The sequence below is a fragment of the Candidatus Liberibacter americanus str. Sao Paulo genome (genome assembly GCF_000496595.1).
Taxonomy (GTDB): domain Bacteria; phylum Pseudomonadota; class Alphaproteobacteria; order Rhizobiales; family Rhizobiaceae; genus Liberibacter; species Liberibacter americanus.
This window is the reverse complement of the sequence record NC_022793.1, coordinates 615,002-641,879: the sequence shown is the minus strand read 5'-3', so window position 1 is coordinate 641,879 and position 26,878 is coordinate 615,002. Positions and strand designations below refer to the sequence as shown.

Genomic DNA, 26,878 nt, shown 5'->3' with positions numbered 1-26,878 from the left:
TTTAAAGCAATAAATATATAACAACATATTAGATCATTATCAACGATTATCAGAATATTCAAAAATAAACTAAAGTAAAATCTTATTTAGATTCAAATACTAAAATTATAAATCAATAAAATAAACATCAATAAGACAATATTCATAAATATTTTGATAAAATATTGAACTATTAATAAAATAATAATTTTGAAAAATATAAAAACTCTTAAAGGCAATAATAAAATTAATTAATATTTTTAAAATTAACGTTTTCTATAAATTAATTAAAATCTCAACAATCAAATATCACACATTAAAATACTATAAAGGATATCAACTATTAGAAATATTAATATGAAATTAAAACATAATTAGTTATGAAAAAAGGGAAAAGACTAAAAAATCTTTTCCCTTTGATAAAATATACAAATATATGTAAAATGAATTACATCATATCCATACCACCCATACCAGGCATACCACCACCAGGCATTTGAGGAACTGAATTCTCATCTTTTGGAATATCTGTCACAGTAGCTTCAGTCATTAGCAATGTAGAAGCAACGGAAGCAGCATCCTGAAGAGCATTTCTGACAACTTTAACAGGATCTACTATTCCCATAGAAAACATGTCGCCAAAAACACCATTCTGAGCATCATATCCGAAATTAACACTATTATTTTCTTGTATCTTAGATGTAATCAGAGCAGCTTCATCACCTGCATTTTGAATAATCTGACGACAAGGAGCTTTAATAGCATTACGGATAATTTCTACACCAGCAGACTGATCATTATTGTCACCTTTAACAGACAACTCCTTAGAAGCGCGAAGGAGGCCTATTCCACCACCCGCGATAATTCCTTCTTCAATAGCCGCACGTGTAGCAGAAAGAGAATCTTGATATCTATCCTTTTTCTCAGTCAATGCCGTCTCTGTTACATCTCCAACTTCTATAACGGCTACGCCACTAGATAACTTAGCAAGACGCTCCTTAAGCTTATCACGATCATAGTCGGAAGTAGTATCTTCAATAGCAGCTTCAATTTCCTTGATACGAGCATTTAACTCATCCTGATTACCGTTACCGCCAACTATTGTAGTATCATCTTTAGTAGATACTACTCTCTTAGCTGAACCTAAATGATCCTCTGTAACTTGCTCAAGACCAAGACCAACCTCTTCGGAAATCAAAGTAGCGCCTACCAATGTTGCAATATCTTGCATAATTTGCTTACGACGATCACCAAAAGCAGGAGCCTTAATAGCTAAAACTTGCAAAGAAGCCCTCATCTTGTTGACCACAATAGTTGCCAATGCCTCACTTTCCACATCTTCAGCGATAATGCACAAAGGACGACTATTCTTAACTGCAAGCTCTAATATAGGGAGCAATGAAGCTAAAGTAGATATTTTTTTATCGCAAACTAAAATATATGGATTATCTTGTTCAGCAATTGGCTTGCTTCTATTAGTTATAAAATATGGAGATATATATCCTCTATCGAACTGCATACCTTCAACTATTTTAACTTTAGTTTCAGCGGTCTTAGCCTGATCAATTGTAACAACGCCACTAGGCCCTATTTTTTCTATTGCATAGGCAATTTTTTCACCTATATCTTTATCTCCATTAGCAGAAATAGTAGCAACCTGCACTATTTCTTCACGACTTGCAACTTTTTTACTGTTTGATTGCAGATAACTAACTACTTCTTTAACAGCGTCATCTATACCGCGTTTTAAATCCATAGGATTTCTACCAGCTATAACAGCTTTCCTGCCCTCATGAATAATTGCTTGAGCAATACAAGTAGCTGTTGTTGTACCATCGCCCGAATGATCTTCTGCATTAGAAGCAACATTGCGCAACATTTGAGCGCCAATCTCGTGTAACGGATCTTTAAAATTAATACTCTTGGCAACAGTCACACCGTCCTTTGTAGCCCTACAGCTGCCGTAAGAACCGCCTATAACAACAAACCGACCTTTTGGGCCAAGTGTACACTTCACAGCATCTGCGAGCATATTAACGCCACATGCTATACCATCTCGAGCACTAGCTCCTAACTTAACGTCTTTAGCGGACATAGAATACACCTCATATATTTAAAAAAAACAAAACTAAATAGAGACCAAAATATGATCATGTCCTACAACTATTTTTCTTTAGTAAAAACACCCATTATATCTGATTCTTGCATCACAAGGTAATCTTCACCTGAAATATTAATTTCAGTTCCAGACCATTTTCCAAAAAGAACGATATCACTTGGTTTTACTTCAGGCTCAATAACGTTTCCAGATTTATCTAAAGCGCCTGCACCAACCCATATAACTTCACCTTCACAAGGTTTCTCAGCAGCAGTAGCAGGCACTATAATGCCAGTACTCGTCTTTTGTTCGCTTGGAAAACGTCGCACAACAACACGCCCCCTTGTCGGACGCAAACAGCGCTTAACCACCATAATATTTATACTCCCAATTAAATTAACAAAATAAATATAAACATAATAACAAGAAGTCAAATCACACAAAATGCATGATTTTTACAACTTGCTAGCCTCCCCACAGAGAGCTGCTTTTAAAAGTTATCTAGGTACAAATCCTTACGAAGTCAAGATCCTAACATAATAATAAAATATAAAGTAATAGACATTACTAAATATTGTAAAATCAAGCTTATAATAATCTACGTACGATTCCAAAATTAAATATCTCAACTGTATATAATTGTATATATTATACTAAGACTAGTGGTAAAATATAGTAATAAGCAATCAATTAAGGGAAATAATTATGTCTATAAAAATTGATTCTCTGTATCAAATTTCAAAAAATTATGATATAATTATTTGCGATATATGGGGAGTAATCCATAATGGGCAGAAATTATTTTCAGAAAGCATTTCTGCTCTGCAAAAAGCAAGCAAGAATGGAATAAAAATAGTATTATTAAGCAATTCGCCGCGTCCATCATCAAGCGTAATTGAACACATGATATCATTAGGATTATGCAAAAGGTTCTGGGATCATATTGTCACTTCTGGAGATCTAACGCATAATCTAATTTCTCAAGGAAATCGCAATATATTTTTTATAGGAGAAAAAAAAGATCTTGTTTTATTTGAAGGGATTGATATTCAAATAGTAGATGAAAAAAATGCAGAAACAATAATATGCACTGGATTATATAGTGGATCTAAAATACCAGAAGATTACACAGATCTTTTGAAAAAATTTGCTCAACGTAAAATACCATTTATATGTGTAAATCCAGACATATCAGTTAATTACGGTAATAAAATTATTCATTGCGCTGGATCATTAGCGCTAATATATAAGAAACTTAATGGCATCGTAAAAATTATAGGAAAACCTCATCTTCCTATTTACAATATGGCATTCAAACAAATATCTGATTCATGTTGTCAATTAGATAAAAAACGAATACTTGCTATAGGTGATGGAATTGAAACTGATGTTAAAGGAGCAATACAATCTGGATTAGATTCTTTGTACGTTGGAAAAGGTATACACGCTAATGAATATCTAGAAAACAAACAAATCAACGTAAAGATGATGGAAAAGTTCTTTATAAATAAAAACATTCAACCTAATTGGTGGATACCAAAATTAATCTGAATAAGTATGACATGAAAGTTTTCCATAATATTGACATAAATAATCCATTGCCAGAACAATTGAAGGGCTGTGTAGTGGCAATAGGAAATTTTGATGGAATACATCTAGGACATCGTTCAATATTTGAATACTCTATAAAAATAGCAAAAGACTTACCAGCCGTGATTCTGCTCTTTGATCCCCATCCTAAAGCTATATTGGACCCTTCTGCTTCAATCTTTACACTAACACCTAGATCAATTCAGGAAAAAATATCGGAATACATGGGATTCTCAGCCTTAATAAGGTATAAATTCACATCAGAGGTAGCTGATTATTCAGCAGAACAATTTATTCAACAAGTATTAGTAAAATGGCTGAGAGCAAAACAAGTAGTTACAGGGAGTAAATTTCGATTTGGCAAAAATCGCACTGGCGATGGAAATTTTTTAAAAAAAAGCGGAGAAAGATATGGTTTTAACACTGTACTAGTTGACGAAATATATGACAGTTCATCTAAGATCATATCTTCTACTAGAATTAGAAACTCACTTAAAGAAGGACATGTAGACCAAGCAGCAAAGCTTCTCGGATATCATTTTACAGTTGAATCAAAAGTGGTGCACGGAAAAAAACTAGGGAGAAGACTAGGATATCCTACAGCAAACATGAATTTAAAGTCAGGAATTGATCTAAAAGAAGGCGTATACACTATTCATTTTCGCACACAAGACAAAAGATCCCATCGCGGTATTGCAAATTTTGGAAGGAACCCTACTATAACCAAAGGTGGATCACTCCACTTAGAAAGCTTCATTTTCAACTTTTCGCAAGAAATATATGGGGAAATATGTTGCGTTTCATTCTTCGATTTTATACGTCCAGAAATAAAATTTAAAGATCTACAAGAACTGATAGATTATATTCAAAAAGATGAAAGAAAAGCAAGAAATATGCTAGCAAAAAAACGACCTATTAGCGAAATAGATCGCCTTATATGCTTCTAATAACTAATTATTCCAGCATGTATTAGATAATTTTCATCAAAATAAAATAATTGTAAGTCATCCGTAATATTGAAATAAATTTTTAAAGATTAATTGCTATCATATAAGAAATATGCTATATAGTTTCCGTTGAAGCATTATGTTTTTAATTGATCAAAGTAAGTATGCGACTGTTTTTTCTAAGTTATTCCAATAACGGAGTGTTTTTATATATAATATTGATTAGTACTTGTTTTGTTTTTTATACAGGCTGTTCTTACACCCAATTATATAATATAATAAAAGAGAAAAAAAATGATGCCAGTTGGAATATTAGTGCATTAGAGAGCAATGCGTATATGAAAAGAACAAGGCTAATAACTAATAAATCCAAAGATATAAAACCAATAAACAAATACCAGGAAACCCCTGCTGATATGTTTGCAAATTTTTTAGCTCCTAAACCTCCAAAAGAATTCTATAAGGTTGGCAAATCCTAAAAAATCATTTTGTCTATATTTAATAGATTATTCTTGCAATTTGATCTAATAAATATTACGCTCGTATACGTATAAATTTTATCCATTATAGATAATTGGTTAAAATTTATATCTACGTGGTTATGATATGTAAATTAAGTTCATGGGTGATTAGCTCAGTTGGTAGAGCAGCTGACTCTTAATCAGCGGGTCGCGGGTTCGATCCCTGCATCACCCACCAATAAAATTATAACTCATCGATTTTACATCTTTTTACAAGTTTGATCGTGCTTTTTAAAAGGTAAGAATAGGCTTTCCATACCACAAATATCCTCTAAAACTATAAAATTCCATATATGAAAAATTGAACAAGTAGAAATTTACCGTAAGAATTATACTATTGATACAATGTCAAGATTAGTCTTAGAATTAATTTTATTTCTTGGCCTTCGTAGATTTGATCTAATAAGAATTGGCAAGAAACATGTAAAAGATAATATTTTATATATTAGTACCAAAAAAACAGGAACAACAGTTAATGTTCCTATTTTTGAATATTTTCAAAAATATTTAGACACAGTTGGCAAAAATCAAGATACCTTTTTGATAAACACTCATGAATGTCATTTTTCTTCATCGGGCTCTTTTGGCAAATCGGTTTAGAAAAAAATGTAAGTAGACAGATCTAAATGATGAATGTAGAGCCACTGGATTAAGAAAATAATATTCCCTCTGTATTAGCAATTTGGTTATTTCGCTAATTTTTAATATTATATAATAATATAAATTAAATTTGATTCATTGAAAAATAAAATAATGCGTTGTCATTTAGACAGAATAATACTTTAATATTAGGATATCATCAAACATGCTTGTCTATGATTTATATAGTTTATATCCATAGAAAGCTAATATAAATGGTTATAAAATTACCATTTATCAATAAATATAATTCAATGATAACAATCTTTTAATTTATGAATATATTTATAATATACAGCATTATATAAAATTAATAATGACTATTAATTTTATAATAAATATGCCTAAAAGATTTACTAATTTCAAATTATCAATTTTGATAAATATATTTAATCTAAATATAGAAGAAATATTTGCTATGAGCTATTATGATGATATCCATTTTAACAAAAATACAAAATATATAAAAATATATGTATTTATTATGTTTTTTTTATTTGGCGGAGTAACAAGCCTCAATTCTATCCTAATTCCCAAACTACAAAGTATTTTTTCTCTTAGTTACTTACAGGCAATGCTAGTTGAAACTGTGTTCTTTGCATGCTACTTTTTATTTTCTATTCCTGCTGGAATATTAATGCAAAAATATGGTTATATGCGAAGCACTTGTATAGGATTAATGATTATGTCATTCGGCTGTATTTTATTAACAGCTACAGTCCATATAACGATTTTTACAATGTTTTTAATACCTATATGTATTTTAGCAATAGGCGTTGTTATAATTCAAGTAATATCTAATCCACTTATTTCTCTACTAGGATCATCAGATACAGCTGCCAGCAGAATAACTTTGGCACAAACTTTTAATTCTTTAGGTACAACCATTTTCCCATATATAGGATCTTCATTTATTCTAAAAGATTTTTCAAATACTTCTATTTCATCAATATCAAAAGAAGAGATAATAACATATCATTATAATGAAGCGAGCTCCATATCACATATATATTTAATCATTGGTATAATTTGTTTAATAGTTGCATTACTATGCTGGAAGAAAGCCGATTATTTTTATCATGAAATTAAAAAGCCTATAAAATTCTTCGAAAATATTGAAATTTTAAGGAATAGACGATTTGCATTTGGAACCTTAAGTATATTTTTATATGTCGGAGCAGAAGTATCAATTGGTAGCATTATGGTAAATTATCTTATGCGGAGTGATACTCTAGATCTAAACGAACTATCTGCTGGGCACTATACTGCAATATATTGGGGAAGCGCAATGATAGGCCGTTTTATAGGATATCAATTGCTTTCTAATTATTCTACCGAAAAAGTCCTATCAATATTTTCTGCAACAGCTGTTTGTCTTTCAATAATTTCCTCACATACTACTGGCTGGATATCAGGATACTCTCTTATTTCAATTGGATTTTTCAATTCTGTTATGTTTCCAACTATCTTTTATCTGGCAAGTGCAGGTCTTAAAAATAAAACTCCTGAAGGTTCAGGCATCATATGCACAGCAATATCAGGAGGAGTAATAGTTCCATTAATATTTGGGTATATAGCAGATATCAAAACCTTAAGAGAAGCACTATGGATTCCAGCTATCTGCTATATTTGCATTTCTATATATGGAATATTATGTTTTTATTCGGTTAATAATTTTAAAAATGAAAAGCTATAAATCGCATAAAAACAAGGATTTGCGCATAACTTGGTGACGAAGAGGTGTTATCCTATCTAATATTTTAAAAGCTCCTGCACGCATAATTTGAAGAAATGGATATTTTGAGAATAATGATCGATTAAACAAATCTGTACATATTATTCTACTAGTAATATCTATACGACGCATATCATGAAAAAGATTACCTATGTTATTGAAAGAGCATTTATTTTTATGAATCAAATCCAATAAAATAATAATATCTCGCATTGATAAATTAAGTCCCTGTGCACATATTGGAGGAAGAGAGTGTGCAGCCTCTCCAATAAGAACAGCCATATTTTGACCAAAACGACGCGATATCATCCCCGACAACGGAAAACTCTGAACTTCTGTAATAATCTCAATATTTCCAAGATCAGAGTGAAGATATTGTTCTATTTTATTAGATAATTCTATCGATGGAAGTTTCATATAAAATTCGGCTTCTTGAGGCTCAACTATCCATACAAGACTAGAGCAATTATCATTTAATGGAACCTGAGTTATAGTACCAGGAAAACGATGATATTCTGTACATAGACCATAATGTGGCTTAGAATGCTTAAAATTAAGGACAAGAGCAGTCTGAGGATAAGAAAATTTTTTTTCCCCAAAATTAAGTTGTTGGCGAACATATGAATTACGTCCATCACTGCCCACCAATAAATTACCAGTAATTTTATCTCCTGTAGCAAGATTAACTGTTATACCTGTATCCTCCATTTTGATCTCATCAGCTAAGGTATCAAAACGTCGTATAAGAGAATTTTTAGAGATTTCCTTTTGTACAATATCCATTAACATATGATTGGGGACATTATAACCAAACGCGTCTAAACCAATTTCATAAGAGAAAAATGTAGAATCAGGAGCAGTAATTAAACTATCTGTAATATCAATAAGTCTAATTGCAGATACAGGAGAGGCCTCTTTTTTAAGAGAATCCCATATTCCTATTCTATTTAAAAATGAAATAGCTTCATCCATAAGCATAGTTGTTCTAAAATCTTTTGGACAAGATGACGGAGAAATAATCGCCGTGGAAAAACCCTCATTCGCAACACATAGAGCAAAAATAGAACCTACAAGACCACTACCCACAACAACTACATCAAATCGATTCATGTAATCTAAACCTTTATTCGCAAACACATATTGAATATACATATAACTTTTATAAAAAATATAATACTTAGATTATTATAAGTATATAAATTATATAATAAAATAATTGCCTTGCCATCAAGTATATGATAACATAAGTTATCAAATTAATTTTTATATCTTTCAAAAAATATATAGATATGGTATTGATTTAAAATGAGTAAAAATATTATTATAGCTTCCACATGATTGGAAAAATTAATTTGAAAAACTGTACATGCACGCAATTTAGTGCCTTTTTCGTACATATTTTAACAGCTTCTGGATCTTTTTTAGCTTTTCTTGGCGTTGCAGCTGCGTCACAATATCGTTTCATCGATATGTTCTGGTGGCTAGGATTGGCGCTTATCATAGATGGATTTGATGGCCCAATTGCAAGAAAAATGCGAGTTAAAGAGGTCCTTCCAAATTGGTCTGGAGATACTCTAGATAAAATAATCGACTATCTAACATACGTGATTATTCCTACATTCGCACTTTATCAAAGCAATTTACTTGGAAGCAATTGGTCATCTATTGCATCTGGAATGATTGTAGTTTCAAGTGCAATTTATTATGCGTATAACAATATGAAAACTGAAGATCATTTCTTTTCAGGATTTCCTGTAGTATGGAACATGGTTGTTTTTTTTATATTTGCAACTGGTGTTAAAACAACAGTTGCAATGATAATTATTGTAGCATCCGTTATTTTAACATTTGTCCCAATAAATTTTTTACATCCAATAAGAGTTGTGCAGTTAAGACCTATAAATGTATTTGTTTTCTTATGCTGGTGTTTATTGAGTTTTTATGCACTAATGTTGAGTTTTAAGATGCCATCTTGGTTCTACATTGCTTTTAGCATATGTGGAATTTATTTATATAGTATAGGAGCTGTATTACAGCTTTTTTCTAAATTTAAGAAAAAATGAATAATGCTTGATTGATTATGATATCTAAATTAAAATAACTGATTATCATCAATGATTTGTTGAATGCATATCTATGACTATTAATGGCTGAAAATAAGCTTTATTAAACAATATAATTAGCGATATATATAATAATATATCTATAAATATTTCAAAAAAAATATTAATTTAAATTTCTTTTTACTGGATAAGATAAATATTTAAAAGATTGACTTAAAGATTTATCAATATATTTGATTAAAAGCTTTTTAGCTTATTGCATTGAAACAGTTAATTGTGTCGTTATAATAGATATTTAATTTTAACCAATAAATTTTAAGATTATTGAGCAAAATATGCTTTAACATATGATATAATTTGAAATTGCAGGATAAAAAATATTTTATATAATAATATAAATGACAGCTATTGCGATTAAAATAATAATAATCAATAGTTTTAATATATTTGCTAATATATCTTTATATAGGCATTAAAAATTATCATATATCGTAAATATTAGTTATAATCATTTTTTTAATAATTTACCTATTATAAAAAATGTTCATAATTTGTAATGAAAATAGATCATATATTTTCTAGAATATGTGTGTTGATTATAACATCACACTCATATAGCTATTAAACTTTATAATAATCTTTAAAAGTTAGCAGTACATTGTCTTATATTAAATGCAAAAAATAATTATTAGCACAGTATAAATGGCGTTATATGTAATTATAAAAATGATAATTAGGCATAATTTCAAAAAATTATTATTACATATGTTGAAAAATTATCCAAAAAGATTTGATCATTGATTTATATAGTGTATATAAATACATAGGCAATCAAACTTTTAAGATTGTAGTCATATAAAACTTTTAATGTGATTATTTATAGTGAAGTCGATTATTGGGGCGTAGCCAAGCGGCAAGGCAGTGGTTTTTGGTACCGCGATCCCTGGTTCGAATCCAGGCGCCCCAGCCAAATTCAAGATAACTATCTACGAGAATATGTCAGTATTTCATATTTAAAAGTAGTTATATTTTTGAAAATTAAATATGCAAGGAGATAGTTTAGTAGAAAGTTTAACTATTATTTCTCCCAGACATTTTGCCAAATCCTTCGATAATTGCGTCTTGATGTTCAATTTTATCAATCTCAACATGAATATCATGCAGGATAGAAATAAGAATAGTTGCCTTATTTTCATCTCCCTCTTCAGTAACTTTAGCGATTTGATTTTCAAGATCATCCTTTTGCCTAGATAATAATCTAAATCTTTTATATAAATCCAATGCCTGTTTATAACCTTCACGAACATCTACAATATTTGCAGCAACCGTCACACTCCAAAGCCCTGCATCACGGACTTGTTTATCAAGATTCTTCAACAATGAACCGAAACCTCGATCACAAAGTTTTTGATATATTGATTCATATGATAAATCTTTTTGGATAATAAATTCGCTGAATAAAAAAGACCATATTTTTTGCAATTCAATGTTTTCATAACTAATATCAGTCAAATCATCATATTGATCTTTTAATAATTGTGGATGATTTATAATAGTCATTAGCAAAGTGGCTTCTCTCAAAGATGGCTTTTGTGACAATTTACCTTTTACAAGAAAAGATTGAATCAATCTTTTCGAAGGAGAGTTTTTATACTTATTTTTTGAATTATTATTCCAACTTCTATAGTGATTTATAGGACGTCGAAATAACTGGTTAAGACGATCTTTTATATCTTTGGAATAATAGTATTGTAACTGCTTATCTTTGATACTACTAATGACATTTTTAAGACGTATCTCTAGTTCAGCACGATCATCAGGAGTTTTAAAGGAATAGTTATCTGTCTCACGTTTCCAAATTAAGTCTATCAATGGCAGAGATTCCACAATAAGCTGATCAAAAGCATCTTTACCACATCGTCTTATGAAGCTATCAGGATCATCACCATCCGGCAATAAAATGAAATTCACACGCTTTCCAGGCGTCAAATTAAATAATAAAAGATCAATCGCTTTATATGCAGCACGCAAACCAGGATCATCACCATCAAAACATAAAAACACACGATGAGATAATTTCCATAGGAGATTTAATTGATGTTCTGTCAAAGCAGTACCAAGAGATGAAACTACATTTTGTATACCTGCTTGATATAAAGAGATAACATCAATATATCCTTCAACAAGAATAACTGAAGAATCACTTCCTTTTGAAGTATCCCGCACTATAAATTGTTGATTATGATTAAAGGCTCCAAAAAAATTATAGAGATTTTTCCCTTTGTAAAAAAAAGTAGTTTCTGGTGAATTAAGATATTTGGTATTTTCTTTTGCCGAAATGGAACGACCTCCAAAAGCAATCACCTTCCCTCTGGATGATAAAATAGGGAAGATAAGCCTATCGCGAAATCTATCATATGCACCACTATCACCTTGAGATAATAGTCCTACTTCAGCTATTTTTTCTTGAGAAAAACTTTTTTGCCGAAGATGTTCTATTAAAGCATTACGACTATATGGAGCATATCCCAATCTAAATTTCTCTATAGAGCTATTATTTATACCACGCTCATCTAAATAATTACGCAAACGTCCATAAATATGTTTTTTTAAAGATTCTTGGTAAAATTGAGTTGCAGCCTCTATAATATCTAATAATCCGGAGCGTTCTTTTTCTTTTTTTACAAGATTAGGATTATTGGTTGGTAATGCAATTCCCGAAATATTAGCTAATTTTTGCACAGATTCAACAAAAGAACATCCTAATAATGCAGATAAAAAACTAAAGTGATCACCTTTTGCTTGACAACTAAAACAATAATAAAAACCCTTTTGATCATAACAGTGAAAGCTTGGTGTTTTTTCATCATGAAAAGGACAACACGCCCAATAATCACCTTTTGCATAATTTGTCTTTTTACTATCCCAATTAACATACTGACCTATCAAATTGGAAAGAGGGATTTGAACAAGTAATTCTTTTATGAAATCATTATTATAGTACATATCCATATCCAATCTGCTAATATGAATTGGTATTTCATATTCATTCAAAAAAATGAATAGAATATCGAAAATAAAATATTCAATATAAAGACTAACTACTATTACTATTATTCTTCATTTTCTGAACAACCTCAATTACACCCTCAATATGTTTTAAATCAAATGCTATTTCTGGAGATATAGGATACTTCTTATAAGTCTTTATATCTACTTCAATATTTTCTTTCGAATTCACAAAAATCACATTTATTTCTCCGAGGCTATCATTCCATTTAGATTTAAAATCTTCAAAATATTCTACAATCTCTGTAATAGAATTAATATTTTTAATACGTATGTCCAAACAATATAATATTTCCATAGAAATTTTTTCTAAAGATCGAACATATAATAATTGAATTTTATTTTTATCATATTCATCGTTATTACCGATATCTTTATCATCTTTATTACCGATATCTTTATCATCGGTTATTTGTTTATTCCATTTGGATTTATTATTTTCATAGCCAGAGGAAAAATCAATAGATGCATTTATAAGATATGGTTTTAATGGCATTAATAGACAAGGGCGATTTTTTATTAGCCCTTTTATCTCAATAGTTGATAGATTACTTTTACCCTCATCTACTTCTTTCAACTTATATTCTATTATATGATCATAACAATCATCAATAACCAGTTTTTCATCATATGATTTATATTTACTTGATCTATTTGAGAATAAAATAGCATTATATTCACAGTCTTTAGCGGAAAAATCCACCGATCCTATCCTATATCTATTACGGCTTAACTTCTCAGTCTTAGATATAACGATAGCTGCAAACTCAATATTTTTAGTCCTTTTTTTATTTTTTTTATTTAAAAAATCCAATACTTCTTTATAGACATCAATAGGATGTCCCGAAAGATAAAAACCCAATACTTTTCGTTCATTTTCAAATCGTGTAGAACAATTTTTAACCGCGGATTTTGCAAAACAAATTTTTTCAGAATTTACATCTGAAAAAATACTTACTTGATTATTATCATTATGATTTTTTTGAATAAACTGTGCATATTTTTGAATATTATCAATAGATTCAAATAATTGTGAACGGCTATAACCAAAGCAATCTAAGGCACCTGCAAAAATCAAACCTTCTAATACTCGGCGATTTAACTGTTTTAAATCAATTCTAAGACAAAAATCTTCCAAACTCTCAAAAGTCTCGTCTGCCCTTGCTTCCACAATATGACGAGCTGTTGTGATACCAACTCCTTTAATAGCCGCCAAAGAGTAATAAATTTTATTGTTTTTTACCTCAAAATCCACACAAGAAGTATTAATATCTGGAATAATAACTTCGATATTAAACTTTTTAGCTTCAAGAAAAAATTTTTTAATCCTATCTGTATTATCCATATCTAAAGTCATTGAAGCAGCTAAAAACTCAGCAGTATAAAATGTTTTCATCCAAGCAGTTTGATAGGAAATAACAGCATAAGCTGTAGCATGAGATTTATTAAAGCCATAGTTTGCAAACTTAGCTAGTAATTCAAAAATATCAACAGCCTCTTTATTAGTTAAGCCTTTTTCCTTTGCGCCATCAACAAATCTTGTTCTCTGTTTATTCATTTCTTTTTCTATTTTTTTACCCATAGCACGACGTAAAATATCTGCTTCACTGAGAGAATATCCTGCTAGCAATTTAGCTATTTGCATTACTTGCTCTTGATAGATAATAACTCCTTGAGTTTCTTTTAGAATAGGATCAATTAACGGATGAATATAAGCTATTTTCTCTTCACCTTTTTTGCGACGATTATAAACAGCAATATTGTCAATTGGACCTGGACGATATAAAGATACCAAAGCAATTATATCTTCAATACGATCTGCATTCATTCCCTCGAGAGCTTGGCGCATTCCAGAACTTTCCAATTGGAAAATTCCCAATGTACCTTTTTCTTTTAAACTGTCATAGACTTCATCATCATTAAAAGTAATGGTTGATAAATCAATTTTTTTTCCCTTATTGGCTAATAAATCTATGCTTTTTTGTAAAACAGTAAGAGTTTTAAGACCTAAAAAATCAAATTTAACCAATCCAGCTTTTTCAATCCATTTCATATTAAACTGTGTAATTGGCATATCAGATCGTGTATCACGATACATAGGGACTAATTTTGATAACGATCGATCGCCAATCACAATACCTGCAGCATGAGTAGATGTATGCCTATATAATCCCTCTAATTTCACAGCAATATCAATAAGATGATCAACTAAAGGATCATCTTCAATAGCTTGTTGAATAGCTGTTTGAAAGCGCTTATCGTCTGCAATAGTTTGTCTAAGAGATATAGGATGAGCGGGATTGTTAGGCACTAACTTACAGATACGTTCAACCTGAGAATAAGACATCTGTAAGGCTCTTCCGACATCACGCAATGCTCCCTTGGCCTGTAAAGAACCAAAAGTAATAATCTGAGCAACACGTTCATATCCATATTTATTCTGTACATATTTAATAACTTCATCACGTCTATCCTGACAAAAATCAATATCAAAATCAGGCATGGAAACACGATCCGGATTCAAAAATCTCTCAAATAAAAGCGAAAATCGCAGAGGATCAATATCAGTAATTGACAAAGCATATGCGGTAACAGAACCTGCTCCAGATCCACGTCCAGGGCCTACCGGAATATTTTGTGATTTTGCCCATTGTATAAAATCAGCGACAATCAAAAAATAACCGGCAAAATTCATGCGTTCTATCACATCTAACTCAAAATCAAGACGCTCTATATAATCTTTTTTGCAATATCCAGGAGCTAGATAACCATGATTTAGACGATTTTCTAAGCCTTCTTTGGATTTTAGACGCAAGTCATATACTTCTTTTTTATCAATATCTTCACATTTTTCTATGATAAAATGAGGCAAAATAGGGTTTTGTACTTTTAATAAAAAAGAACATCTCTTGGCAATTTCTAATGTATTCTCTAAAGCCTCTGGTAAATCACTAAACATAGATATCATCTCAGAACGGCTCTTTAAATAGTGATCATTAGTTACCCGTGGACGATCTTCTTGAGATACGAAAGTTGAATGAGAAATTGCCATTAAAACATCATGAGCAACATAATCTTCTTTAGAAAGAAAAAATGAATTATTTGTAGCAACCAGCGGCAATTCATTATCATAAGCTAATTTTATTATTTGGCTCTCAATATACCTATTATAACCTTCATGACGTTGTAATTCGACATAAAGACGATTACCAAAAATTTTCTTTAAAAAAAGAAGACGAGATTCAGCCATTTTATAATTATCAGCATAAACTGCTCTATCTATAGGACCATTAGCTGCACCTGTTAACATAATTAGACCATCTGTTTCCATTTCCTTTAACCAAGATAAATAGATACAAACTGATTTTGGCCCATTATCTAAAAGATACATACGGCTTACAAGATCAATAAGGCTACTGTATCCTTTATCATTTGCCGCCAAAAGAACTATGGATTGACGTGACGAAGTTGACTGACTTTGATTGCTTATCTTAAAACTATCTTGCATATCAATATCTAATTGGCAGCCAATAATAGGCTGAATACCAGCATAAATAGCCTCCTGAGAAAATTCTAATGCGCCAAAAAGATTATTTGTGTCTGTAATAGCAATAGTTGGTTGCTGATCTTCTATTGCCTTTTTAATAATATCTTTTAAATGAATAGCACCTTCTAATAATGAATAAGAAGAATGTACTCGCAAATGAACAAACCCTGGTGATTGATCTCCTTGTCTATCCAACTTGTTTATTCGTTTATCAACTTGATGTAATACTTTATTGTGCAAAAGTAATGACCTAATCCATATCTCATAATAAAATAATAATATTTAAAGTAGTAAATGAAAATTATCATTTGTTATTAATGAAAAAAGTCTTAAAATAAATCACATTTTTTAGTTATTCAGAAATTGAGTGTTTTATATTAGTTGTATAATTAGATAAACAATGTATAAATACTAGATATGAAATTAAACTGCATATACTTATTATAAAAAGCATGTGCTATATATTAGTTTTGCTTTTTAAAAAAGATATAACAGATTCAATAGCTTTTCCTGCATTTTTTCCGTCTGGCCCACCGGATTGAGCAATATTAGGTCGCCCTCCTCCCTTTTTACCTCCCAATATTTTTGAAGGCAAACAAACAAGATCTACTGCATTAAATCGATTAATCAAATCGCTACTAACTGAAATAACTACAGATGCTTTTTTAGCTTTATCTATACCAATAAGCATAACTATCCCAGATTTTATTTTTTTCTGAACTATGTCAATTAATCCTCTAAGTTCTTTAGAACTCACATCTGGAATAACATGACTCATAAAATTGATATCTGCAATCTTGTGTAACGATAAATTATCGATATTCAATGTCAACTTTCGTTTAGAATCCATAAGCTGAAGCTGACGACGATCTTCCCAAATTTCTTCTACACGTCTTAATACATTGCTTGGCTGCACTTTAAGAAAATTAGCAACTGATTTTAATCTATCGTCTTGTTCAACAAGATATTCACGTGCTTTTTGTTCAGTAATAGCCTCAATACGACGAATACCTGAACTGCTAGAACTTTCAGAAATAATATGCATAAGCATAATTTCTCCTGTAGAATAAACATGAGTTCCTCCGCATAGTTCAGAAGAATGAATATTACCCTCATTATCTTCTATAGACACAACTCTTACTTTATCACCATATGTCTTCCCAAATAATGTAGAAGCTCCAGACGCTATAGCGTCATTTATATCCATAACTCTAGTTACAATAGATAAATTCTGAGCAATAACACAATTAACCTTATTTTCAATAGATTTTATTTCTGCATTGGTTATTGGTTGTGGATGCGTAATATCAAAACGCAATCTATCTGGAGTAATAAGTGATCCTTTCTGCGCAACATGAGGGCCAATAACCGTACGCAATGCCCAATTCAACAAATGTGTCGCAGAATGATTTAGGCTAAGATGATAACGATTTCGAACATTTATTATTAGCAAAACAGGCATTGATGTTCGCAATACACCTTTTTTAACAATAGCATGATGAATTAATATTCCACCCTTTTGTTTTTGCACATCAATAATTTCTATATGAACATCTTCAGCAATAGCTAAACCAATATCTCCTATTTGACCACCAGATTCAGCATAAAAAGGAGTACGGTTAAAAACTATTTCAATAGTTTGTCCTGACTCTGCTTTATCAATTATTTTATTTTCATGAACAATTGCAAGTACTATAGATTTAATACCATGATCATCTAGATTATTTCTTAAATAATTATCATGATAAGTATTAACGCTTCTTTTTTTATCATCTATATTAACCCTAGGATTAGAGTTAATGTCATAACCTAAAAATTGTGTAGCACCGTATTTTTCATTAAGAGACAACCAAATGCTTTCTACTCTCTCGCCTTTTAATCCTAAAGAATGACCCCTTGCTTTTATTCTTTGGGCTTCCAATGCTTTATTAAAAGATAAAATATCTACGCCATTACATCCACGAGACCATAATATATCTTGCATAATATCTAAAGGAAGTCCGTGTGTATCATATAATTTAAATGCGATATCGCCAGCAAGTACTGCATTCTTTTCCAAATTAGAAGATACTTCATCAAGTAAAGCAATTCCACGATCTAATGTCTTATTAAATCTCACATATTCAAATTCAAGTGTAGATGAAATCAATGCTTGCGCTTGAATTAATTCAGGATACACATCTCCCATTTCAGAATAAAGCGTAGGCAAAAGATGATTCATAACCGGATCCATAAATCCCATTAATCTAGCATAGCACATGGCACGACGTATAATACGTCGCAACACATATCCACGACCTTCGTTTGTTGGCAATACCCCTTCTGCAATTAAAAAAGCAGAAGATCGAAGATGATCAACAATAACACGATGATTGATTATGTTATCACCACAATATTTTTTCCCAGTTATTTGCTCAGAAGCTGAAATAAGTGCTTTAAAAATATCTATATCATAATTATCTACTTTGCCCTGTAAAACAGCAGCCATACGCTCTAATCCCATACCTGTATCTATCGATGGATTAGGCAAAACAATACGTTCATCTTTGCTTTTCTGATCAAACTGCATGAAAACAAGGTTCCACATCTCAATATAACGATCACCATCCAGTCCAGATCCCGGCAATCCCCCTGAAATTTTATCACCACGATCAAAAAAAATTTCAGAACAAGGTCCACATGGACCTATATCAGCCATTGACCAGAAGTTATCACTACCAGAAATACGGATAATTTTATCAGAAGATAAACCTGAAATTATTTTCCATAGATTAAATGAATCATGATCACTTTCATAAACAGTTATCAATATTCGATTATGATCAATATCAAATTCTTTAGTAAGAAGATCCCATGCAAGCTTAATAGCCATTTCTTTGAAATAATCACCAAAAGAAAAATTACCCAACATTTCAAAAAAAGTATGATGTCGAGTAGTACGTCCAACATTATCAAGATCATTATGTTTCCCGCCAGCACGAACACATTTCTGTACGGTTGTAACCTTTTTATATTTACTAAATTCTTGTCCTGTAAAAATATTTTTAAATTGAACCATCCCCGCATTGGTAAACATTAATGTTGGATCATTCTTAGGAACAAGCGGAGAAGAATCTATAAATTGATGTCCATTTTTTTTAAAAAATTCAATAAATGTGGATCGAATGCTATTCAAATTGCTCATTGAAAAGTATTTAGCCCCTAATATATAAAGAGAAATAATACGACATATCTACGTCATACATAATGTGTGGCAACTATTATAATCAATACTTAATAATTATAAAAAATATAAAAATTACATCAATTTATTAACTATCAACATCCTTCACATTGATTGCAGGATCTTGTAAAAGAGCTTCCGAAACAAGTCCGGCATTTTGTCGCAATATAGCTTCAATATCATTAGCAATATCAATATTCTCTTTTAAAAATGTCTTTGCATTTTCACGTCCTTGTCCAAGACGATGATCCTTGTATGAAAACCATGCTCCAGCTTTCTCAACAATAGAAGCCTTGACACCTAAATCAATTAATTCACCAAAACGAGAAATTCCATTTCCATACATAATATCAAAATCTACTTGCTTAAATGGAGAAGCCATTTTATTTTTTACAACCTTAACTCTAGTTTGATTCCCAACAATCTCATCTTTTTCCTTAATAGCGCCTACACGACGAATATCCAAACGAACAGAAGCGTAAAACTTAAGAGCATTACCTCCTGTAGTTGTTTCAGGAGAACCAAACATAACACCTATTTTCATTCGCATTTGATTGATAAAAATAAGTATACAATTAGATCGTGAAATAGAAGCTGTCAACTTACGAAGCGCTTGACTCATTAAACGGGCTTGCATTCCTGGCAAACTTTCACCCATATCCCCCTCAATTTCAGCACGTGGAGTCAATGCTGCAACAGAATCAACTACTATCACATCAACAGCTCCTGATCGCACTAACATATCTGTTATTTCTAATGCCTGCTCCCCTGTATCTGGCTGAGATACAAGCAAATTTTTAAGATCAACTTCTAACTTTCTAGCATATATGGAATCTAATGCATGCTCCGCATCAACAAAAGCACATACTCCTCCCTTTTTCTGAGCTTGAGCAATGGTATGAAGCGCTAGCGTTGTCTTTCCAGAACTTTCTGGGCCATAAATTTCAACAATACGACCTTTTGGGAAGCCACCAATTCCTAAAGCAATATCTAGGCCTAATGAACCACTAGAAACAACCTCAACTCCCTCAGAAAGAGAACCTTGAGAGCCAAGTTTCATTATAGATCCTTTGCCAAAAGAACGCTCTATCTGAGATAATGCAGCATCTAAAGCCTTATTCTTATCCATTAAATTAATTTCCTTACTTTAGTTCAAAATATATTATTGAAGGTTTTAACATCGCTAGTACGATAAGGAGAAACACCATAAAATCAAATTTACTTCTTAATATTAAGTTACTTCTAATATTAAGAATGTAAACCAAAATTTACTTAGTGTAATCTACTTAAAATATCTTCATCTAAATAAAAAACATCATATAAAAACTAATATCAATTGATATATCCAGAACGTATCTTTGCAAAAAAATTAATTTGCAATTTGAAGCTACTTAAATCCTATCAGACTAGAATAAAATACCGATTTATTAATAAGCTCATTATGCGTCCCATTCTCCAATATAATAGCATCATATAACACAATAACAGTATCCATTTCATTTATAGATTATAATCTATAAGATACAATTCGTAGTACACCCTCTCTCATAATTTCACGTAATGCTTTCCATATTTTAGATTCAGTTGCAATATCAACAGATGAGCAAAATTCATCTAACAACAAAATAGGAGGATCTATCAAAATTGCACGAGCAAGAGAAATACGCTGCATATGACCTGCAGATAAAATTAAACCACAATCTCCCAAAATTGTATCATACCCTTTGTCAAATAAATCGATAGATTCATGAGCTTGAACAATCATTGCAGCACGCTGAACTTCTTCACGAGTTTCTTCGGTCTTCCCTATAGCAATTTATCATGTACAGTTTCACTCATGATAACAGATTTTTGAGGGATTAAGAGAATATTTTTGCGAATTTCATGTTGTTGAAGCTGAAGGACATTGACATCATCAAACTCTATAATTCCAGAACAAGTATTATGATGACGTAACATTAAAGAAAGAAAGATTGTTTTTCCCACGACAGATAATCCAAACAAAACAACTGTTTCTCCAGGTGAAATAGTAAGATATATATTTTTTAAAATATGTTTTTTCCCTAATCCATTATTAAAGTTAAAAGAAACTTTACGAAAAGCAATTTTTCCAGATAATACAGAAGGCAAATTTACCAAAGGTTATATATAATTCACCTCTACTTTATAAGTTAGAAAATCATGAAAACGCTTAATATAATTTGCTGTTATAAATATGCCATCAAAAAATCTTGGTACAAGCTCTTATCGATCCTAAAACAGTAAGCTCATAATAAACATATCTAGCAATACTAAATTAATCTTCTGGAGAATAAAAGGTTTTCATCTTAATACATTGCATAAAATCAAAATTCTTAATAAAAATAAATATTGCAATGGAGATACTCTATATATGGAATAAATATCAGAGAAAATATTCCATATGTACGTTTCAATATATATGTAAGATTCGATTTAGATAATTCTACAGTTCTGTCAATATATCGTTCCACAAATTATTTTTTCCAGCATCAAAATACTGCATCACAAAAAAGGATTGAATTATATCATATTTAGATCTTAACAAAATATTTTCATTATATTTTTGAATAAGAGCTGCTTTTTTATCATATGATTTTATAATAATTGATGTTGTAATAAAATACGGTAAATACAAGTAATAAAATAATTAAATTCGCAGTTGGATCAATGATAATCATAATCAATAGTCCACCAAAGAACATAAAGAAGTTGCGAAAAATATTACTCAAAGCAAACACTACCATTATTTTAATTCTATCGATATCTTTTATTAATATCGAAAATTTATCTCCGACCGATCTTGAATCAAAAAAAAAGAGACAATTTAACTAGTTTTTTATAAAATCTTTTTCTATAAGAGAAACCATATTATCGCCGAGTATTGCAGTACAATAATAGCGAATAGCACTTATAAAAGCCAATAATATACACGATATAAATAGAATTAAGCCGTAATCTTTAGTTACATAAGCAGTCGCAAATGGAATCATCAAAGTAAATATCACAGATAATATTATAGATATCCTAACCAATACCAATAACTTCTAAAATAAGATAATTGAAATTTGAATAATAAAATTTCATCTTTACGAGTATTGTTTTTTATATTATATATACCAGCAAGTTAAAACTATTTTTTATAGTCATTACTACATCAAGTGTATAGTAAATGATATTTACGTGAACACAATATGTGATATGAAACTACATTTTATTGCAATAATATTTAGGAAAAAATATGAAGCCAAATATCCATCCAGATTCTCATTTAATAACGGTCGTAATGACTGATGGAACAGAATACCAAACTCATTCCACTTGGAAAAAAGAAGGATCTGTTATGAAACTTGATATTGATTCCATCTCACATTCAGCTTGGACTGGAGGAAAACAGAAAATTACTGACCGTGGGGGACAAGTATCAAAATTCAAAAAACGTTTTTTGGTTTACCAATAGAATAATTATTCTATAATCAGCGTTAAATACCATTATAGACTAATATAGTAATAGATTAGCACAGTAGTAGTAGAGTATCAAATTATAACTTGGAACACTTATAAGAATATTAAAATATTCGCTAATTTTATGTTTAAGCATAGGATTGAGATGTATTAAGATATATCTCAACAGCAGTTGGTCCCTTTGCTCCGTTATCTAATCTGATAAACACGGCTTGTTTGGGATATATCCCCGACAATGAGCACTTGCGGACAGTTTCTATATGAATAAAAACATCTTTTTCAATCCCTTTTACAGCCAAAAAACCAAATTTTTTTGAACGATCAAACCATTTAACAACTGCAGGGAGAATGCCTCGCATATGCAAGGTTTCATTACTAATTTCACCATCAGGGGACATTAAAACGTTACGAGATACAGATTTTGCCATAGATAAAATTTTAAAAACTTGATAACCGCACTCACCTTTTTGAACCATAGAAGTTATAATATCACCTGCTGAAATAGTATGATATCCATCTCGACGAAGACAAGTTACATGCAATAAGATATCACCTATATGTTTATGACTATCACTAGGAGAAATAAAACCAAAGCCTCTGATGATATCAAACCACTTTACAACACCACTGATCTCAGTTAATTCGGAAGTAATGTTCACACTATCTTTAGTAGCCACTATTATCCGATCTCCTTCTCTCTATCAGATTAATTCAAATAAAATTATCTAATATTTCAGGAACGCTAGCATACCAAAAGGAATACGCGAATAATAAAGAACCATTCACTAACCTTCAGTTATATGATTACCATGTAATAAAAAAAGCCTGGTTATGATTACTAAGACATAAAATGTATAAACCAAACCGCATTTTAACCAGCAATAATCTCTCATAATATGGAAATCATGCTAAAAACAGCTATAAACATCACTAATTACATATAAGAAACTAATCAATAACAGCAAAACAGCACCTGAATTATATCCAATTAAGTTGCACTAAACTGCCATAGTATAGTTTAGATTGAAAACCTTTACAACCTTTACATCAAAAATAATAAATTAATATTCATATACTATAAGTAATGACTAAACATTATAAAATCATATTTTATTTTCATAATTAATAATGCCTATTGTGAGAATAATTTAATGTAAATGGATTATTTTACTAGATATAAAACTAATACTAAACAATGAAAAGCGTGTTATTTACGCAATCTAATATTAAGCAGACATTGTATCTCACTAAATTAACAGCAGTTTATTCAGTAAATATATAGATACAAATATTTTTTTATATAATAATTAAACCACTATTTTTAAAAAAATATAAAATATCTGTGAAATAACAGAGAATTCTTGTAATTAAATTATTTTTTTAATATACAAGAGATGTATCTTTGCATTATACGTTATTATCTATTAGATGATATCTAATGTTAAGCGCCCTTCGTCTATCGGTTAGGACGTCAGATTTTCATTCTGGAAAGAGGGGTTCGATTCCCCTAGGGCGTACCATCGTAAATGCAAATATTTATTTTAATTTTCTTTTATAAATATGATAGCAAATTGGTAATATATAATACTAAAGTTGCACACTATAAACTAAAAAAACCTGCATTTTATTTTTACAATGATGCCTTCAACTTCTTCACCTTACATAAATCAAATAATAAAATATTGATAAGATATTCATAATATTATTCATATATGATTATTCTAAAAGCATACTGCGATATCTGATAATAATAAGATTTAAAATCAAATCTACAACCGCTTATATAAATTTTCATTATAAACTAAAAGAATATTTGAATTTGATTTGAGCATCCCTAAATATCTTTGAAATTAACAGCTTTCCTGTATTCTATTTCCCTGATATTTAATCATTTGGAAGATACAAGTATCAGTATAATCAAAATTCCAGATAAATATTATATAAAAAACTGTAAAATAATCTATATTTAATAATTATATTACTTATAACTCAAGAAAAATATGTACTTTCATGTTCATAATATATATAAAATACCTCTCCATAGTTTTATAATCTTGCAGATATAGATCTAACTATATACGATTTATCGATATTATTTTGATTAGATTTATAGCATATTCTAATAGTATGTTATTATAGGGAAAATGATGGCTTGTCGGTCTTTTTTAAGTGTAGACTGTTCTATTTCTGGATTACGTTGGCTATCTTTATTAGGGCAAGATGAAATTAATCAGGCTCTAAAAATTGCTCAAGTTCACGAAATTCCCGATATTATCGCTCGTGTGCTATCTGCCCGCCATGTTACTAGCGATTTAGCTAAAGATTTTCTTAATCCTAGCATGCGAATGTTGATGCCAGATCCAAAAAGGCTAACAGATTGTGAAAAAGCATCATATCGTATTGTTAAAGCGATTTATGATTCTGAAAATATAGCAATCTTTGGTGACTATGATGTAGACGGAGCTGTCTCAGTCGCCTTAATGTCTAGATTTTTCTCATATCTTGGAATTAATTCTAATAATTATATTCCAGATCGTATCTTAGATGGATATGGCCCTACTCCTAAATTAATTGAAAAGCTAATATCAGAAGGAGCAACGCTTATAATTACAGTAGATTGTGGCTCTACCAGTCAAGATGCTATTCAATTTGCTGCCAATAAAGGGATTGATGTCATAGTTATTGATCATCATCAAATGGAAACAAAAACATCATTTGCTTATGCTTTAGTAAATCCAAACCGCTGGGACGATTTATCTAATCAAGGACATTTATGTGCAGCTGGGGTCGTATTCCTAGTTCTTGTGTTTATTTGTCGCATTCTGCGACAAGATAAAAAAATACCAATGGAACACGTTGATTTATTGTCTCTATTAGATCTTGTCGCACTTGCAACAATATGTGACGTTGTACCTTTAATTGGATTAAATAGAGCATATGTAAAAAAAGGATTGATAGTTGCTCGTAAAAAATGCAATCCAGGACTTAAAGCATTAATTGAATGTATCAATATTTCTGAGCCTATAACAGCTGAACATTTGGGATTTATGATAGGTCCACGTATCAATGCTGGAGGAAGAATCGGAGAAGCAAATCTTGGAAGCCGTTTGTTGATATCAAATGATCAGAAAGAACTTGAAGCACTTGCTATGAAATTAGATGTTCTTAATCAGAACCGTCGTATTATGGAATCTGCAATGCTCGAACAGGCAGAATCCGAAGTTATGGAGGAATATAAAGATATTTCAGGCGCTTCTATCATAGTTGTAACAGGAGATGGTTGGCATCCTGGCATTGTTGGTTTAATTGCAGCACGATTGAAAGAAAAGTTCAATAGACCAACCTTTGCAATTTCATTTAGTCCTAATGGCAATGGAATCGGCTCAGGAAGATCTATAGATGGATTTGATATCGGGAAAATGGTTTCACTAGCAGTTGAACAAGGACTTTTAATAAAAGGCGGCGGACATGCTATGGCAGCAGGATTAACCGTAGAACGAACAAATTTAAACCGATTGAAAAATTTCTTTCATAAATTTGCAGAAGATATTATACCCAATTTAATAGCAACTCCAATTTTAAAAATAGATGGCGCTCTTAATGCATCCGCAGTAAATGTAGAACTAATTGATATGTTAGAAACAGCAGGACCTTATGGATCTAGCAATCCTAATCCTGTTTTTGCATTTCCCTTTCACAGGCTAAAGAATGTTCGCATTGTTAAATTAGATCACATCCAAATGATCTTTGAATCACAAGATTCATCGACTATTAAAGGGATTGCTTTTCGCGTATATGGCACCCCTCTTGGAGATTTCTTAATTAAATCTTGCGGAGAATTAATGCATATAGCAGGTCGTTTATGTGTTAATTACTATAAAGGAAAAAAATATGCTCAAATACATGTATTAGATGCTTCACCAGTATGATATATATTAAAAAAATTATAGCAGTTATAAAATATTAATATAGAAAAGCAATACA

19 protein-coding genes, 3 tRNA genes and 1 pseudogene are annotated in these 26,878 nt (G+C 30.7%); 11 read left to right on the top strand and 12 right to left on the bottom strand.

Translation table 11 applies throughout. From position 1 onward, the window contains the following. Positions 1–427: 427 nt before the first annotated feature. Together groL and LAM_RS02735 are read right to left on the bottom strand one after the other, a co-directional pair. Positions 428–2,074: a chaperonin GroEL gene (groL, locus tag LAM_RS02740; protein ID WP_007557240.1), complete on the bottom strand. Its 1,647-nt coding sequence runs from the start codon at positions 2,072–2,074 to the stop codon at positions 428–430. A gap of 68 nt (positions 2,075–2,142) precedes the next feature. Beyond that, positions 2,143–2,451, bottom strand: a complete 309-nt coding sequence (locus tag LAM_RS02735) for a co-chaperone GroES (protein ID WP_007557241.1) — start codon at positions 2,449–2,451, stop codon at positions 2,143–2,145. A 331-nt stretch (positions 2,452–2,782) separates the two neighbouring features. Between LAM_RS02735 and LAM_RS02730 the strand changes: the two genes are divergently transcribed. From LAM_RS02730 to LAM_RS02705, 6 genes are all read left to right on the top strand, one after another. Beyond that, positions 2,783–3,628, top strand: coding sequence for a TIGR01459 family HAD-type hydrolase (locus LAM_RS02730; RefSeq protein ID WP_023466278.1), 846 nt, complete (start codon positions 2,783–2,785; stop codon positions 3,626–3,628). Between the two features lie 11 nt (positions 3,629–3,639). Then, complete coding sequence (locus tag LAM_RS02725; protein ID WP_007557243.1) at positions 3,640–4,614, top strand: bifunctional riboflavin kinase/FAD synthetase; 975 nt, start codon at positions 3,640–3,642, stop codon at positions 4,612–4,614. Between the two features lie 338 nt (positions 4,615–4,952). Next, positions 4,953–5,093, top strand: a complete 141-nt coding sequence (locus LAM_RS05365) for a hypothetical protein (RefSeq protein ID WP_187287985.1) — start codon at positions 4,953–4,955, stop codon at positions 5,091–5,093. A gap of 144 nt (positions 5,094–5,237) precedes the next feature. Then, positions 5,238–5,313, top strand: a tRNA-Lys gene (locus LAM_RS02715). A 167-nt stretch (positions 5,314–5,480) separates the two neighbouring features. Continuing rightward, positions 5,481–5,735 carry a site-specific integrase gene (locus LAM_RS05155; protein ID WP_007557245.1) on the top strand — a complete coding sequence of 85 codons (255 nt, stop codon included), beginning with the start codon at positions 5,481–5,483 and terminating at the stop codon, positions 5,733–5,735. 523 nt (positions 5,736–6,258) lie between these two features. Then, positions 6,259–7,470, top strand: a complete 1,212-nt coding sequence (locus tag LAM_RS02705; RefSeq protein ID WP_240532038.1) for a sugar MFS transporter — start codon at positions 6,259–6,261, stop codon at positions 7,468–7,470. Here the strand turns inward: LAM_RS02705 and LAM_RS02700 are convergent. Next, positions 7,465–8,619: an FAD-dependent monooxygenase gene (locus LAM_RS02700; RefSeq protein ID WP_007557247.1), complete on the bottom strand. Its 1,155-nt coding sequence runs from the start codon at positions 8,617–8,619 to the stop codon at positions 7,465–7,467. The two genes, LAM_RS02705 and LAM_RS02700, sit on opposite strands and share 6 nt — an antisense overlap. Before the next feature lie 224 nt (positions 8,620–8,843). Between LAM_RS02700 and pcsA the strand changes: the two genes are divergently transcribed. Together pcsA and LAM_RS02690 are read left to right on the top strand one after the other, a co-directional pair. After that, positions 8,844–9,572, top strand: a complete 729-nt coding sequence (gene pcsA, locus LAM_RS02695; protein WP_023466274.1) for a phosphatidylcholine synthase — start codon at positions 8,844–8,846, stop codon at positions 9,570–9,572. An 896-nt stretch (positions 9,573–10,468) separates the two neighbouring features. After that, positions 10,469–10,542, top strand: a tRNA-Gln gene (locus tag LAM_RS02690). A 101-nt stretch (positions 10,543–10,643) separates the two neighbouring features. Here the strand turns inward: LAM_RS02690 and dnaG are convergent. The 8 genes and pseudogenes from dnaG to LAM_RS05360 all read right to left on the bottom strand — a co-directional run bounded on the left by dnaG (position 10,644) and on the right by LAM_RS05360 (position 22,422). Beyond that, positions 10,644–12,578 carry a DNA primase gene (gene dnaG / locus LAM_RS02685; RefSeq protein ID WP_040055896.1) on the bottom strand — a complete coding sequence of 645 codons (1,935 nt, stop codon included), beginning with the start codon at positions 12,576–12,578 and terminating at the stop codon, positions 10,644–10,646. Positions 12,579–12,669: 91 nt separating this feature from the next. Then, positions 12,670–16,428, bottom strand: coding sequence for a DNA polymerase III subunit alpha (gene dnaE, locus LAM_RS02680; protein ID WP_007557250.1), 3,759 nt, complete (start codon positions 16,426–16,428; stop codon positions 12,670–12,672). A gap of 217 nt (positions 16,429–16,645) precedes the next feature. Next, on the bottom strand, positions 16,646–19,372 hold the full coding sequence (alaS, locus tag LAM_RS02675; RefSeq protein WP_007557251.1) for an alanine--tRNA ligase: 2,727 nt from the start codon (positions 19,370–19,372) through the stop codon (positions 16,646–16,648). Positions 19,373–19,499: 127 nt separating this feature from the next. Continuing rightward, positions 19,500–20,540, bottom strand: coding sequence for a recombinase RecA (recA, locus tag LAM_RS02670; protein ID WP_007557252.1), 1,041 nt, complete (start codon positions 20,538–20,540; stop codon positions 19,500–19,502). A 378-nt stretch (positions 20,541–20,918) separates the two neighbouring features. Continuing rightward, the gene (locus LAM_RS05575; RefSeq protein ID WP_007557253.1) at positions 20,919–21,176 is read right to left on the bottom strand and encodes an ATP-binding cassette domain-containing protein; all 258 of its coding nucleotides are present in this window, start codon (positions 21,174–21,176) and stop codon (positions 20,919–20,921) included. 41 nt (positions 21,177–21,217) lie between these two features. Beyond that, a complete protein-coding gene (locus LAM_RS05570) occupies positions 21,218–21,550 on the bottom strand; it encodes an ATP-binding cassette domain-containing protein (RefSeq protein WP_007557254.1) in 333 nt (110 codons plus the stop codon). A 467-nt stretch (positions 21,551–22,017) separates the two neighbouring features. Then, a pseudogene (locus tag LAM_RS05620) lies at positions 22,018–22,233 on the bottom strand (hypothetical protein); the annotation flags it as partial. Between the two features lie 27 nt (positions 22,234–22,260). Then, positions 22,261–22,422: a hypothetical protein gene (locus LAM_RS05360; RefSeq protein ID WP_023466272.1), complete on the bottom strand. Its 162-nt coding sequence runs from the start codon at positions 22,420–22,422 to the stop codon at positions 22,261–22,263. Positions 22,423–22,670: 248 nt separating this feature from the next. Here LAM_RS05360 and rpmE point away from each other — a divergent pair, with 248 nt between their 5' ends. Continuing rightward, a complete protein-coding gene (gene rpmE / locus LAM_RS02660) occupies positions 22,671–22,889 on the top strand; it encodes a 50S ribosomal protein L31 (protein WP_023466271.1) in 219 nt (72 codons plus the stop codon). 133 nt (positions 22,890–23,022) lie between these two features. On the opposite strand, the gene LAM_RS02655 is transcribed toward rpmE, so the two are convergent. Further along, complete coding sequence (locus tag LAM_RS02655; RefSeq protein WP_007557257.1) at positions 23,023–23,571, bottom strand: cold-shock protein; 549 nt, start codon at positions 23,569–23,571, stop codon at positions 23,023–23,025. 768 nt (positions 23,572–24,339) lie between these two features. On the opposite strand from LAM_RS02655, the gene LAM_RS02650 reads away from it, so the two are divergent. Both LAM_RS02650 and recJ read left to right on the top strand, forming a co-directional pair. Beyond that, a tRNA-Glu gene (locus LAM_RS02650) sits at positions 24,340–24,414 on the top strand. A 627-nt stretch (positions 24,415–25,041) separates the two neighbouring features. Then, a complete protein-coding gene (gene recJ, locus LAM_RS02645) occupies positions 25,042–26,823 on the top strand; it encodes a single-stranded-DNA-specific exonuclease RecJ (protein WP_007557258.1) in 1,782 nt (593 codons plus the stop codon). Positions 26,824–26,878 lie beyond the last annotated feature (55 nt).